Origin of the sequence: Stenotrophomonas sp. CFBP 13725, from assembly GCF_014841935.1 — a bacterium.
GTDB lineage: Bacteria > Pseudomonadota > Gammaproteobacteria > Xanthomonadales > Xanthomonadaceae > Stenotrophomonas.
Genome location: NZ_JACYUV010000002.1, coordinates 321,841 through 335,938, shown reverse-complemented (window position 1 = coordinate 335,938; position 14,098 = coordinate 321,841). Strand labels below are relative to the sequence as shown.

The window sequence follows — 14,098 nt, the reverse complement described above, 5'->3', positions numbered from 1 at the left end:
ATGCAATCGTTGTGCCCCCAGACCCTGCCGGCCAAGCCTCACGCCTGGCCGGTGGCCAGCAGCGCTTCGGCCCGCGCCAGGTCTTCGGGCGTATCGATGCCCGGCGGGAACGGGGCGGGTGACAACGCCACGCTGATCGGAAAACCGGCCTCCAGCACGCGCAGCTGCTCCAGATTCTCGACCTGCTCCAGCGTTCCCGGCGGCATCGCCGCGAACTGCTGCAGGAACCGGGCGCGATACCCGTAGATGCCGATATGACGCAGCCAGCGGTGACCGTCCGGCAGCACCTCGCGGCTGCGCGCAAAGCCATCGCGGTGCCAGGCGATCGGCGCGCGGCTGAAGTACATCGCCTCGTTGCGCACGTTGCGTACCAGCTTGACCACGTTGGGGTCAAACAGGGTTTCGGCGTCCTCCACAAGGGTCGCCAGCGTGGACATCGGTGCCCGGCCATCGCCCAGCGCCTCGGCCACGGCGCGGATGCCGGCTGCTGGCGCGAAGGGCTCATCGCCCTGCAGGTTGACCACCACCGTGTCATCGGCCCAGCAGGCGATCCGCGCGCACTCGGCCAGCCGGTCGGTGCCCGATGCGTGCGCCACGTCGGTCATGGCCACGTTGACGTCGGCCAGCCCGCCCAGCGCATCGGCGATGCGCGTGTCATCGGTGGCGACCCATACTTCGCGGGCACCGGCCAACAGCGCGCGTCGCGCCACGTGCAGCACCAGGGGCTCGCCACCCAGCAGCCGCAGCGGCTTGCCGGGCAGGCGCGATGCCGCATAGCGGGCGGGAATGGCGACGACGAAGTCAGTCATGGGAGCAGTCCTTTCAGGCAGTTCATGCGGCACATCAGCCCGCACGCAGTTTCTCGAGGCGATCGGTCAATGCCACCCAGAAGGCAGCAGGCAGGTCGGCCTGCAGCGGCACCGCGAAATGCCAGTCGTTGGCGAACGCGCGGCACTTCACCGCGTCTTTTTCGGTCATCAGGATCGGCAGCTCACTGCCGAAGCGCAGATCAGCGGCCTGGTAGGCGTGATGATCGGCGAAGGCATGCGGCACCACGCCGATGCGCGCGGCACGCAGCATGTCGAAGAAGCGCTGCGGATTGGCGATGCCGGCCACCGCATGTACGCGCTGTCCGGCGAAATGAGAAAGTGCACGCAGGCGCCCCCCCACCAACGGCTGGGCGCTGTCGATGCGCAGGCTCATCGCCCATTGGCCGAAACCGCAGGCGCTTTCCGCTGCTTCACCGCTGCTTGAGCCGAGATTGACGACGCGGAAATCGCATTCCGACGCGCGGGCCACCGGCTCGCGCAAGGGGCCGGCAGGCAGCAGTCGGCCGTTGCCATAGCGACGCTGGGCGTCGATGACTTCGATCTCGATGTCGCGCGCCAGGCGGTAATGCTGCAGGCCGTCATCGCAGACGATGACATCGCAGCCGGCATCCACCAGGGCTTTGCCGGCAGCCACACGATCACGGTCCACGCGTACCGGCGCGCCGGTTTTCCAGGCGATCAGAACCGGTTCGTCACCGCCCAGATCGGTGGGCGTATCGGCGTCCACCCAGCGCGCGGTCTCGGCCGCGTCGCGGCCATAGCCACGACTCGCCACGCCCGGCTTCCATCCCGCATCGCGCAGGCGCTGTACCAGCGCGATGGTCAGGGGCGTCTTGCCGGTGCCACCGGCGGTAATGTTGCCCACCACGATCACCGGCACCGGCAGGCTGTGCTGCTTCAGCCAGCCGCGCCGGAACAGCCGTCGACGCAGCCCGGTCACCGCCGCATACACGGGGCTGAGCAGGCGCATGCCGAACGGAATCGTCGAGCCGTCGTACCAGTAAACCGGTGTCTGCGTACCTTTGCCGGACATCAGGCCTGCCTTTCGCGGAACTGCATCTTGTACAGGTGCTCGTACAGGCCACCCATCGCCAACAGTTCGACGTGGGTACCCCGTTCGACGATGCGTCCCTGGTCCATCACCAGCACCTGGTCTGCGTGCTCGATGGTGGACAGGCGGTGCGCGATCACCAGCGTGGTGCGGTCCGGCATCAGGCGCTGCAGGGCGTCCTGCACCAGCCGCTCGGATTCGTTGTCCAGTGCCGCAGTGGCCTCGTCCAGGATCAGGATAGGCGCATCACGCAGGATCGCGCGGGCGATCGCCAGGCGCTGGCGCTGGCCACCCGACAGCAGTGCACCGTTTTCGCCGACCGGCGTCTGCAGCTGCTGCGGCAGGCGGGCGATGAACTCCCAGGCGTTGGCTGCCTCGGCGGCGCTGCGGATCTGTTCTTCGCTGGCATCCATGCCGTAGGCGATGTTGGCCCCGATGGTGTCATCGAACAGCATCACCTTCTGCCCCACCATCGCCACCTGCCGACGCAGGTCGGCCAGCGGGTAGTCGTCCAGCGATACGCCATCCAGCGTAATGCGTCCGCCACTGGGCTCGTAGAAGCGCGGCACCAGGCGGATCAGGCTGGTCTTGCCACTGCCCGAGCGGCCGACCACGGCGGTCACCGTACCAGGCGCCGCGACGAAGCTGATGTCATCCAGCGCCGTGCCGGCATCTTCGCGATAACGCAGCATCACGTGCTCGAACGCCAGCTCGCCGCGCGCTCGGCCGATGCGCTGGTTGCCCTTGTCACGCTCCACCGGCATATCGAGGATGGAGAACAGACGTTCGGCAGCGGCTACGCCGCGCGAAATCGACGTCTGCACGCTGGTCAAGCGCCGCAGCGACGGAATGATGGCCATCATCGAGGTCATCAGGCCCATGAACTGGCCGGCATTGAGCTTGCCCACCAGCGCCTCGCGCGTGGCGACCCAGACGATCACCGCCAGCGCCAGCGCCGCCAGGAACTGCACGGTGCTGGAGGCGAACGCGCGCGTGGTCTCCACCTTCATGTTCAAGCCGAGCATGCGGTTGGCCAGCCGCGCATAGCGGCTGATCTCCAGCTGCTGCGTGCCATGCACCTTCACTTCCTGCTGTGCGGCCAAGGACTGTTCGGCCGTCGCCGCCATGGTGCCCATGCCGTCCTGGATGCCGCGACTGATGCGCCGGTAGCGCTTGCCCACGAAGGACACGATGACCCCGATAAGCGGCACCACCACCAGCATCGCCACGGTCACCTTGACACTCATCTGCAGCATCACCACCAGCATCGCGATGATGGTCAGGGTGTCGGCCACCAGCGTCTTCAGCGCATCCGCACTGGCCTGGGTGACCTGCTCGGTGTCGAAGTTCAGGCGACTGACCATCACCGGCGTGGCTTCGGTATCGAAGTGCGACGACGGCAGGTGCAGGTACTTGTCCAGCACCTGCTCGCGCAGGTCGCGCACCACGCTGCGTCCGGTGCGTGCCAGCGTGTAATCGCTGACCAGCGTGGCCAGGCTGCGCATCATGAACAGGCCCAGGATGGTCAGCGGCAGGATCACCGCCATGCGCGGTTCCGGATTGACGAAGCCCCGATTGACCAGCGGCTCCATCAGCTTGGTGAAGTGATAGCCGGCCAGGGCTTCAACCACCATGGCCACCACGGCAGCCACCATGAACACCCAATAGGCGCGTGTGTAGCCCAGCAGGCGTTTGTAGATCGGCCAGACGGGCGCGTGTTTGGAACTCATTGACGCACCTCGGGAGCGGTCGCGATGGAAATCCTGCGGAAGCCAAGCTGGCCCAGCGCATCCTGCGCGGTGACCACGGCCTGGTAGGGAGTACGTGCATCGGCGCGCAGCAGCACCGACTGCGTGCGGTCTTCACCGGCAACGCTGGCGATGGTCTGCTTGACCGACTCCACGTCGGTGCGCAGCACTTCCTGGTCGTTGACGAAGTAACGGCCGTCGGCGTTGATGAGAATGCTCAGCGCGCGCGGCGGCTCGCTGTTGGCCTGCTGGCTGGCATGCGGCAGCTGCACCTGCAGCGTGGACCGCGCATCGAAGGTGGTGGTGACCACGAAGAAGATGATCAGCACCAGGATCACGTCGATCAGCGGCACCAGGTCGATGTGCGGCTCATCGGCGGCACGGTCGTTGCGGATGCGCATCCGTCAGACCTTGGCCGGGGACGGCGCAGTGGGCGCGGTCGCCTGGCCGGCCGTGCGGGCAGCCGTCGCCAGTACGCTGGGACGCCCATCGAGCGCATCCAGCAGGGCGCTGGCTTCCTGCTCCATTTCGATCACGTAGCCGTTGATGCGGCCCTTGAAGTAACGGTGGAACATCAGCGCCGGGATGGCCACGATCATGCCGGTCGCCGTGCACACCAGCGCCTTGCCGATGCCACCGGCCAGCTGGTTCACATCACCCACGCCGTGGTCGAGGATGCCCATGAACATCTGGATCATGCCGACCACCGTGCCCAGCAGACCCAGCAGCGGGCCGGCCGAGGCGATGGTGCCCAGCGTGTTGAGGAAGCGCTCCATGCGATGGACGAGGAAGCGCCCGGTGTCTTCGATGCGCTCACGGATCTGGTCGCGCGGTCGGTTGCGCGCATCCAGGGCGGCAGCCAGCAGAGCGCCCAGCGGCGAGTTCGCCCGCAGGGTCTGCAGGTGCGCTGGATCCAGCTTGCCGCGCGCGGCCCAGTTGCGCACATCCTGGCCCAGTCCCGGCGGCAGGACCTCGTTACGGCGCAGGGACCAGAAACGCTCCAGGACGATCGCCAAAGCCAACACACCCAACAGCAGCAGCGGCACCATCGGCCAGCCACCGGCCTTGACCAGTTCCCACACGTTTCAACCCTCCGGCCCAGCGGCCGCCTGTTTGTCCACCGATAGGATAGCAGCCGCCCGCGTCCGCCCCGCAGCATCCCACCAGCGGCCAGCATGCGCACGTTGTTCGCGCACCTGCAGGCCCTGCCCGCCCAGCCAGACGCGCACGGCGCCCGATTCGGCGGTGTTCAGCACTTCGGCCCCGACCGCGTGCCAACGCGCCACCACCTCTGCCCGCGGATGGCGGAAGCGGTTGCGATGACCGGCCGACACCAGCGCAAGCCGCGGCGACACCGCCGCCACCCAGGCGGCGCTGGACGACCCGGCACTGCCATGGTGCGGCACCAGCACCACCTGCGCGGCCAACGCCGCGCGGTCGCCGCGCAGCAGGGCCGCTTCACTGGACGCGCCGATGTCACCGGCAAGCAGTACGGCCCCGTGCGCGGTGGCGATACGCAGCACGCAACTGCTCTCGTTCCCGCGCTCGGCATGGCCAGGTGCGGGATGAAGCACCTGCAGGTCCACGCCGTCCCAGTTCCAGCGCTGGCCACGGTGGCAGGGCGTGGCCACGGCGATGCCGGCCCCCAGCGGCGCCGACACGGGGACTTCGGGGAACGCCGCACGAACGCCAGGCAATCCGCCCGCGTGGTCAGCGTCACCGTGGCTGAGCATCACCCGCTGCGGCGGCCCGGTGCCCAAGGCGCGCAGGGTTGGCACCACCACGCGTTCACCGGCATCGCTGCCTGCACCCGGTGGCCCGAGGTCGTACAGCAGCACGTGGGTGGCCGTGCGCACCAGCACCGCCGTGCCTTGGCCGACGTCCATCACCAGCAGCTCCACCTCGCCCGCAGCCGGCGCTCCCCGCGATGGCCACAGCAGCGGCAGGCACAACAAGGGCGCTGCCAGCACGCCCCCCCTCCCCCGTGGCAGCAGCCACCAGAACACGCCCAGCAGCGCCATCGGCAAGGTCCAGCGCGGTGCTTCCGGCAGCCACCACACTGCCCCACTCCATTCAGACAGGGGCTGCAGCCAGCGCCAGCTCAGCGCGAAACTCCAGTCGGCCAGCTGCCACAACCACTGCCCCAGCCCAGCGTGGAGGGCCTCAAGGGCCGTGCCGAGCAGGGCCAGCGGCACCACCACCAGGCTCCACCACGGCACCACCGGCAGATTGACCAGCGGCCCGATCCGCGAGGCCTGGCCGAACAGACTGATCCCCAGCGGCAGCAGCGCCAGAGTGGCAACGCCCTGTGCAGCGAAAAACGGCTTGAGGATGCCGCGCAAGCCTCCCTCCGGCCGTCCACCACCGGGCAGGCACCACAGCAGCCACAGCACGCCACCGAAGCTGAGCCAGAAGCCAGCCACCAGCACAGACAGCGGCGCGACCAGCAGGGTGGCGAATGCGGCCAGCGCCAGCGACTGGCCCCAGGCCATGCGCCGTCGGCCGCAGCGCGCCAACGCCACCACCACGATCATCAAGGCCGTGCGTACCGTGGGCAGCGCCAGCCCCGCCACCAGCGCATAGCACGCTGCCCCGACTGCCGCAGCCAGCGCCACCGCGATAGGCCGCGGCAACAGCATCGGCAGCAGGCGGGTACATCGCCACAGCAGGCTGGCCATCAGCGCGACGCCGCCCGCCACCAGGCCCACGTGGAAGCCGGAGATGGCGATCAGATGGGTCAGGCCCAGCGCCCGCAGCTGCTCCCAGTCGGTGTCGGACAAGCCGCGCGTATCGCCAAGCGCCAGGGCAGCGATGAAGCGCGACGTCGGCCGCTGCAATGCCGCGCTGATGCGCGCGGACATCCGCTCGCGCCAGGCACCCAGCCCTGTGGACGGCGCGATCTCGCGCGCATTGCCGCCATCGCGCACGGACCCGGTTGCGGTGATACCCAGCAGCAAGGCATGTCGTTCGCCATCGAACCCGCCGGGGTTGATCCGGCTGCGAGGTGCACGCAGGCGCAACGGCAGCTGCCAGCGCGATCCTGCCTGCACGCTGCGGCGTTTTTCCTCCGCTGCCGGTTGCGTGGAGGGACGTGCCGAAGGCCGCGCGAACGGCGCGCTCCAGTAGACCTGCACCCGCCGCCCGCGCAATGCGACCGGCAGCTCAGCGTCGTCTGCGATGCGAAGCAGAAAGCGGCTGTACGTGGGGTGGTGCTCAGGCAGGTCGATGACGGTGCCGGTCAGCAGCTGGTCACGGGGAGGATCCTGTGGCGGCAGCTGCGCGGCCAGGGCCCAGTGGCCATGCACGGCCGCCCAGCCGCAGCCGATCAGCAGCATGCCCAACCATCGACCGCGCCAGCGCAGCAGCCAGAGCAGCAGGCCCACCGCGCATCCCGTCCAGGCGGCGGCGACGGGAGGCAGCGCCGGCAGCTGGCAGCATGCCGTGGCGCCGGCCACCAGCGCCGCCGCGCTGGACGTGCCCAACAGGCCCGGCGGCACGACGAGATGATCGCGGACCTGTCCCCCCATGCCGCCAGCATCGCGCGGCCGGTCGCCGGCTCATATCGGCGCAGTGCCCGACCGCGTGTCGGGAGATCAGTCGGGTCGGCGCACCGTGCGGTGGAAGGCGATGCGGAAACTGGCACCGCCTCCCGGGGCCTCGCCCACCGAGACGGTTCCCTCATGGTGCTGGACGATTTCCTTCACCAGATGCAGGCCCAGCCCACTGCCACCGCCAGCGGCACGCAGCCGATGGAACGGCTCGAAAATAGCCTGACGATCGTTCTCCGGCACACCGGCACCCTGGTCCGATACTTCCAGCGTCCCACGGCTGTCCAGGCGCACGCTGATGGTGCCGCGCCCCCCGCCGTGCACGATGGCGTTGTGCACCAGATTGGCGAGCACACGCCCCAGCGCGATGCCATCACCGACGATCCACACCGGCTGTTCCGGCGCATCCACCTCGAAGCTGTAGCCCGCACCGATCACCAACGGCGCAAGTTCCGCCGCGGCCGTGCGCGCCAGCATCGCCAGATCGAGTGGCTGCAGTTTTTCCACGCTGCGGTCCAGGCGCTGCAGATCGAGCAGATGCTCAGCCACATTGCCCAGCCGCGCCACGTCGTTGAGCAGTTGCGCCTTCAATGCGCCTTGCGGCAGCTGCGACAGGCGCGCCTGCACCACGGCGATCGGCACCCGCAGCTCATGGGCCGCATCCGCCAGGAACTTGTCACGCGCGGCATAGCCTTGCTGGACTTTGCCGATGGCATCGTTGAACGCACTGACCAGCGGCGCGATCTCGCTGCTGACCATCTGCGTATCCAGCCGTGCGCCTGCCTTGCCGATATCCAGCTGCTTGGCCTGCTGGGCGAGACGGCGCACACCGCGCATCGCACGGTGGATCACCAGCGGCATGACCAGCAGAGTCACCACGATCAGCGGCAGGAAAAACCACGGTCCGATCAGCCGCAGCACCAGCAGCGCGCCCTCCCACATGCCGCCCTTGGGCTGCCCGCCGACCATGACCGTCAGCCGTCGGCCGTTCTCCTTGCTGATCATGATGCGGGCCGCATCCAGGTAGGGCGGCGTCAACGATCCCAGCTCGCTGTAGCCCACCCGCTCCAGGCGGGAGAGCAGTTCGCGATGGATCTCCGGCACCGCGCCCTCGGACAGTCGGTTGCCGCGTTCGTCCACCGCCACGAACCACAGGTTGCCGCCAGCGCGTGCATTGAGCGCGTCCCAGCGCGCACGGTCCAAGGTGATCGCCGTGCCATCCCCGTGCAGCGCTTCCACCACATCGTCGGAGATGAACATGTCCATCTGCACCGAATCCTGGTCACCCCAGGTCAGGATCAACGCCATCACCGCGATGAGCACGGTGAACACCTGCGCCAGGCACACGCGCCACGCCAGGCCCAGGGAAATAGAGCGGATATCGGTGTTCATCCTCATACCTCGGCCAACAGGTAACCCACGCCGCGGATCACATGGATTTCCACGCGCGCCCCCGCCTGCTGCAGCGCCTTGCGCAGCTTGGAAATGTGCGCGTCCAGCGCGTTGGACTGAATGTCATCGTCAAAGCCGTACACCGCTTCTTCCAGCGCGCTGCGCGTGACCGTGCGCCCTTGGCGCAGGGCCAGGGCCTGCAGCACCAGCACCTGCCTGCGCGGCAAGGGAAGCGCATGGCCTTCCACGTCGGCCTGCAGGGATTCGAAATCGAAGGTCAGGTTGGCCAGCCTCAGCACCGGCGCCACCATCTCGCTCGGTCGCCGCGCAACAGCGCGTATGCGCGCCATCAGTTCCTCGATGGCAACCGGCTTGACCAGGTAATCGTCCGCGCCCACGTCCAGGCCTTCCACCTTGTCGCTGAGACTGCCTTTCGCGGTGAGCATGATGACCGGGATGTTGGGACGCAGGGCGCGCGCCACCGCGACGAAATCCGCACCGTCACCGTCGGGCAACTGGCGGTCCAGCAGCACCAGTTGGTGCACCGGCTCGCGCAGCGCGGCCGTCGCGGCAGCCAACGTATCCACGGCATCGGCGACCACACCCTGCCGTTCCAGCCCTGACTGCAGGGCGCGGGATAGATCAGGGTCGTCTTCAACCAGCAGGATGCGCATGGGGAACCGGTAGGCCAGGGAGGAACAGCGTGGATGATAAGCCCCCCGGCCGCCGCGCAATGTTCCGACAATGTTGATGTCGCATCGTGCACGGACCGCTTCTGTATCGAGCCGAACGACGCCATGGATGCCTCCCCCTCCCCGGCCAGCCCTGCGCCCGCCCTGCTCTCCCCTCCTCACGATCCGCGGGTCGTGCTGATGGCTCCGGACCTGGACAGCGCCGAGCGCGCGTACCTGGGCCTGCTGCCGGATCGCGATCACGTGGATGCGCTTGCCCGCCATGCCATCAGCCATGCGCGCAACACACCCGGTAGCGGCTATGCGTTGTCGCTGACGCTGGTCGGCATGCGCCTGCAGGAATTCAAGATGGGCGAAGCGTGCGCGACGACCTGCCGGCAGGATTCACTGCACAGCTTGCGCCAGGCGTTTGCTGCGGGGTGAGGGGGAGAGCCCAAGCACCAGGGGCGTTATCGCCCTTCGGTAGGCGGCCGCATACCGGGAAAAGATATCTGCGTCGCTGCGCGCCGATGCTCGATGACTTTGACCACCTCGTAGTCAGTCTTGGCACCCGATGGGGTCTGCCACTGAGTCACCTTGACCTCGCAGATCAACACGTCGCCCTTGGTGAATGAGGTCTCGTTGGCGTTGACGCCTGCAAGAAACTCCGCATCGGAGATCTTCGCATTGATGGTCGAGTTCCCATCCGACAGCCGCCACTTGTTTTCCTCCTTGAACGCGAGGGAGACGATCGAAAAGGCCATCTTCCTGCTGTCCTCGATGATCAGTTCGTCCTGCCCCGCTGGGGCGGAAAAATAGGGGCGCTCGTCTTCTCTGATCACGACACCAAATGCAGCTTCATCGCCCGCAGCGAAGGTATCGATCCCCTCTCTGTCCAAGGGTCCAAGCACCCGATCGAAGGCCTGACGTACGGCAAGATCGCGCAACAGAACCAGAACCTGGTATTCCACTTCCTGCTCGTCGTCGTCGGCGACGATGGTGACGTTCCCATCGGCCATCAACTGTACGTTGGTGATGCGCCTGCCGCGCAACCATTTGAGAACCTGCGCCACGCCGTTGTAGCCGAGCTTCGCGGTCAACCCGAGTGCCGTTAGAACCGCCGTCGCATTCGCAATGGCCGTCATCCCATCGCCTGAGAAAATATCCTTCGCCGCTTTCAGGAAGTTGATCGCCGTCGTGAAGTCGACATTGAAACTGCCCGTCTTGAACGACCCCTTTACGTTGATCTGCGCCTTCGCACGCTCACCGTGCAGCGCGCGCACACTCGAATCCAGGAGGTCCGCCATCGCCATGAGCGCGGGTGCGAGCTCTCTGGCATCCATCTCGTGAGTAGCCAGTGCAGGGCCATCGTAGGTAATGCGAAACTGCGTCATGTCACCCATGTTACGCCCGTCTTTTCTCATGCGCATGGTCGTGCATGCACGTCGATCCTAGCGCCGCCAAGCGCGTAGACAAAGCGTTAATGCAAGCGGGCGCTGCTGATGACCGTTATCCGTCATCTCGTTCACGCTTATCGCAAAACGGCGTGAAAAAAGAGGATCGAACCCGACTTTGACGGTCAGTACACTGGTAGAAGTTTGGCGAGGTCCAACTTGAGCTTCGTGACCTGCTTGGGGTCACTGCGGGGTCACTTTGCGTGACCCGTGAATCTGCTCTTTCCACTTCAAGCCTTGATGCATCTGGCTTGAGAGTGGTGGGCGGTACAGGGTTCGAACCTGTGACCCCTACCATGTCAAGGTAGTGCTCTACCGCTGAGCTAACCGCCCGTTTGTTGCGTCCTGACCCGTTGCGATTGCGTAGGGGCAGGCCGCGTATATTACGGAGGAGACCGGGGTTGTGCAACACTTTTGTGAAGAATCTTCGAAAGAGAGGATTGCGCGCGCTTTCGGGGATTCCGCCGAGCGTGGCTTGGCGCTACGCGTGCCCGCTTCAGGCCAGGCTGGCTTCTTTCAGGCGCTTGATGAGGTCGCGCACGCGGCCGGCCTCCTCGAACTCCAGGTCCTTGGCGTGCTGATACATCCGCTGTTCCAGTGCCTTCATCCTCGTTGCCACCTGGGATGGCGACAGCGTGGCGTAATCGGCCCCCTCTTCTGCCAGTTCCACCGCACCGATCTTGCCGGCCTTGCCTTTCCCCTTCCGCGATCCCTTGTCGTAGGGGTCAGAGCGCGCGCCCTCCAGCACGTCCACGATCGGGCGGGCGACTGACTTGGGCACGATGCCGTGCTCTTCGTTGTACTCGACCTGCTTGGCCCGGCGCCGGTCGGTCTCATCGATCGCCGCCTGCATCGACCGCGTCATCCGGTCCGCATACAGGATCGCCTTGCCGCGCACGTTGCGTGCTGCGCGGCCGATGGTCTGGATCAGCGAACCGGTTGAGCGCAGGAAACCTTCCTTGTCCGCATCAAGGATCGCCACCAACGACACTTCCGGCATGTCCAGGCCTTCGCGCAGCAGGTTGATGCCTACCAGCACGTCGAACTTGCCCAACCGCAGGTCGCGGATGATCTCCACACGCTCCACGGTCTCGATGTCCGAATGCAGGTAACGCACGCGGATGCCGTGCTCGCTCAGGTACTCGGTGAGGTTCTCGGCCATGCGTTTGGTCAGGGTGGTGACCAGCACGCGGTCGCCCATCTTGATCCGTTCGTTGGCCTCGCTCATCAGGTCGTCCACCTGCGTGCCGACCGGGCGGATTTCCACGATCGGATCGATCAGGCCGGTCGGGCGCACCACCAGTTCCGCCATGTCCTCGCCTGCTTCGCGGTATTCATACGGACCGGGCGTGGCCGACACGTAGATCGCACGCGGGCAACGCTGTTCCCATTCCTCGAAACGCAGCGGCCGATTGTCCAGCGCCGAGGGCAGGCGGAAGCCGAATTCGACCAGCGTCTCCTTGCGCGAACGGTCGCCCTTGTACATCGCGCCGATCTGCGGAATCGTCACATGCGATTCGTCGATCACCAGCAGCGCGTCCGGCGGCAGGTAATCAAACAGGGTCGGCGGCGGCGAGCCGGCAGGCTTGCCGGTCAGGTGACGCGAGTAGTTTTCGATGCCGTTGCAGAACCCGACCTCGGCCATCATCTCGATGTCGAACTGGGTGCGCTGCGCCAAGCGCTGCGCTTCCACCAGCTTGTTCTCGGCGTACAACTGGTCCAGCCGTTCCTTCAGCTCTACCTTGATCGTCTCTACAGCGCCCAGCACCCGTTCGCGCGTGGTGGCGTAGTGGGTCTTCGGGTACACGGTGAAGCGCATCATGTTGCGCAGTGTTTCGCCGGTCAGCGGGTCGAACAGCGTGATCTTTTCCACTTCACCATCGAACAGCTCGATGCGCAGGGCCTCGCTGTCCGACTCGGCCGGGAACACGTCGATCACTTCGCCGCGCACACGGAACGTACCGCGATGCAGCTCGTACTCGTTGCGCGTGTACTGCAACTGGGTCAGGTGGTTGATCAGGTCGCGCTGGTCGATCCGCTCGCCCTTGGACAGGATCAAGCGCAGCGACAGGTAATCTTCGGGCGCACCGAGGCCGTAGATGGCCGATACGGTCGCCACCACCAGCGCATCCGGGCGCGACAGTAGGGTCTTGGTCGCGGCCAGGCGCATCTGCTCGATGTGCTCGTTGATCGAACTGTCCTTCTCGATGAAGGTGTCCGACGAGGGCACGTAGGCCTCGGGCTGGTAGTAGTCGTAGTAGCTGACGAAGTACTCCACCGCGTTGTGCGGGAAGAACGCCTTGAATTCACCGTACAACTGCGCGGCCAGCGTCTTGTTCGGCGCCATGATCAGCGTCGGCTTCTGGATGCGGTCGATGACGTTGGCGATGGTGTACGTCTTGCCCGAGCCGGTCACGCCCAGCAGGGTCTGCTTGGCCACGCCGGCTTCGAAGTTGCTGGTCAGCTTCTCGATCGCGTTCGGCTGGTCGCCAGCCGGCGAATACGGCGATACGAGTTGGAAACGGTCGCTCATGGGGCTGCCGGGTCAGGGGGGGACCAGTATAGCGGGGGGGTTGGTGACGGCCGGTTGAGGGGATGCCGGAGGCCTTTGGCCCGGGTCAGCCGACGGCCTGTGCCGCGCAGGGGGGCGATGCTGGGCCCAGCCCCACCCCAACCGGAGACCTCCGATGCCCCGGCCCCGACGCACCGCAGGATCAGCCTCCGGACTCACGCTGCTGGAAATGCTGATCGTTGTCGCCCTGTTGGCGATCAGTTGTTTCCTTGCAGTACCCGGGTTCATCACGCTGCTGGAAAACCAACGTGCCGACGCCCTGCGCATGCAGTTGATGTCCGTGCTGGCCAGCGCACGCAACACCGCGATCACGCGCCGACGTTATGTCGAAGTGTGCCCCAGCAGCGACGGGGTGACCTGCGGAGCGCAATGGGCGCACGGCTGGCTGCTGTATGTCGTTGAATCATCTAAAACGCCACGGCGCCAGCCCAGCGTGCCGATCCTGCTGGTGGAGCAGCGTCCGCGCAGTGCCCTGCAGGTCCATCACGACAACTCGCGTCCTGCGTTCAGATTCAGGCCGGACGGAAGAAGCGCCGGACTCAACCAGACACTGAGTATCTGCGTTGGGGACCGCACTACCAGCAAGATCGTCGTCAGCATCCCCGGGCGCTTGCGCGGCCATCGGGTGCGTACACGCTGGCCCCTGCCGTGCGGCATGAAGGAGCCAAAAGAATAGCAAAAAGCCGCGATTTCTCGCGGCTTTTCGTGAAACTGGCGCCCGAAGTTGGACTCGAACCAACGACCCCCTGATTAACAGTCAAGTGCTCTAACCGGCTGAGCTATTCGGGCGGGGAGCGCATTCTAGCCAACATCGCGGGAGCAGTGCAACCCC

The 14,098-nt window shown here is 66.3% G+C and carries 12 protein-coding genes and 2 tRNA genes; 2 read left to right on the top strand and 12 right to left on the bottom strand.

The features are described 5' to 3' along the window. Positions 1–38: 38 nt before the first annotated feature. The 8 genes from kdsB to IFT65_RS04540 form a co-directional block, all read right to left on the bottom strand. Entirely contained in the window at positions 39–809 is a 771-nt protein-coding gene (gene kdsB / locus IFT65_RS04575; protein ID WP_192080491.1) for a 3-deoxy-manno-octulosonate cytidylyltransferase, read from the bottom strand. Between the two features lie 34 nt (positions 810–843). Further along, positions 844–1,863: a tetraacyldisaccharide 4'-kinase gene (gene lpxK, locus IFT65_RS04570; RefSeq protein WP_188324460.1), complete on the bottom strand. Its 1,020-nt coding sequence runs from the start codon at positions 1,861–1,863 to the stop codon at positions 844–846. Continuing rightward, positions 1,863–3,611, bottom strand: coding sequence for a lipid A export permease/ATP-binding protein MsbA (gene msbA, locus IFT65_RS04565; RefSeq protein ID WP_192080489.1), 1,749 nt, complete (start codon positions 3,609–3,611; stop codon positions 1,863–1,865). The genes lpxK and msbA overlap by 1 nt, the downstream gene beginning before the upstream one ends. Beyond that, on the bottom strand, positions 3,608–4,030 hold the full coding sequence (locus IFT65_RS04560; protein WP_188324462.1) for a biopolymer transporter ExbD: 423 nt from the start codon (positions 4,028–4,030) through the stop codon (positions 3,608–3,610). Before IFT65_RS04560 ends, msbA begins: the two co-directional genes overlap by 4 nt. A 3-nt stretch (positions 4,031–4,033) precedes the next feature. Continuing rightward, the gene (locus IFT65_RS04555; protein ID WP_192080487.1) at positions 4,034–4,711 is read right to left on the bottom strand and encodes a MotA/TolQ/ExbB proton channel family protein; all 678 of its coding nucleotides are present in this window, start codon (positions 4,709–4,711) and stop codon (positions 4,034–4,036) included. A gap of 3 nt (positions 4,712–4,714) precedes the next feature. After that, positions 4,715–7,156 carry a DNA internalization-related competence protein ComEC/Rec2 gene (locus tag IFT65_RS04550; protein ID WP_192080485.1) on the bottom strand — a complete coding sequence of 814 codons (2,442 nt, stop codon included), beginning with the start codon at positions 7,154–7,156 and terminating at the stop codon, positions 4,715–4,717. A gap of 66 nt (positions 7,157–7,222) precedes the next feature. Then, on the bottom strand, positions 7,223–8,569 hold the full coding sequence (locus IFT65_RS04545) for a HAMP domain-containing sensor histidine kinase (protein WP_192080483.1): 1,347 nt from the start codon (positions 8,567–8,569) through the stop codon (positions 7,223–7,225). 2 nt (positions 8,570–8,571) lie between these two features. Next, positions 8,572–9,243, bottom strand: coding sequence for a response regulator transcription factor (locus IFT65_RS04540; protein WP_192080481.1), 672 nt, complete (start codon positions 9,241–9,243; stop codon positions 8,572–8,574). Between the two features lie 123 nt (positions 9,244–9,366). Here IFT65_RS04540 and IFT65_RS04535 point away from each other — a divergent pair, with 123 nt between their 5' ends. Further along, entirely contained in the window at positions 9,367–9,684 is a 318-nt protein-coding gene (locus IFT65_RS04535; protein WP_223202875.1) for a hypothetical protein, read from the top strand. A gap of 26 nt (positions 9,685–9,710) precedes the next feature. On the opposite strand, the gene IFT65_RS04530 is transcribed toward IFT65_RS04535, so the two are convergent. From IFT65_RS04530 to uvrB, 3 genes are all read right to left on the bottom strand, one after another. Continuing rightward, the gene (locus tag IFT65_RS04530; protein WP_197973999.1) at positions 9,711–10,643 is read right to left on the bottom strand and encodes a hypothetical protein; all 933 of its coding nucleotides are present in this window, start codon (positions 10,641–10,643) and stop codon (positions 9,711–9,713) included. 309 nt (positions 10,644–10,952) lie between these two features. Beyond that, positions 10,953–11,027, bottom strand: a tRNA-Val gene (locus IFT65_RS04525). A 163-nt stretch (positions 11,028–11,190) separates the two neighbouring features. Then, on the bottom strand, positions 11,191–13,227 hold the full coding sequence (uvrB, locus tag IFT65_RS04520; RefSeq protein ID WP_188324467.1) for an excinuclease ABC subunit UvrB: 2,037 nt from the start codon (positions 13,225–13,227) through the stop codon (positions 11,191–11,193). A gap of 154 nt (positions 13,228–13,381) precedes the next feature. Here uvrB and IFT65_RS04515 point away from each other — a divergent pair, with 154 nt between their 5' ends. Further along, a complete protein-coding gene (locus tag IFT65_RS04515; RefSeq protein WP_192080735.1) occupies positions 13,382–13,942 on the top strand; it encodes a GspH/FimT family pseudopilin in 561 nt (186 codons plus the stop codon). 36 nt (positions 13,943–13,978) lie between these two features. On the opposite strand, the gene IFT65_RS04510 is transcribed toward IFT65_RS04515, so the two are convergent. Beyond that, positions 13,979–14,055, bottom strand: a tRNA-Asn gene (locus tag IFT65_RS04510). Positions 14,056–14,098: the final 43 nt, after the last annotated feature.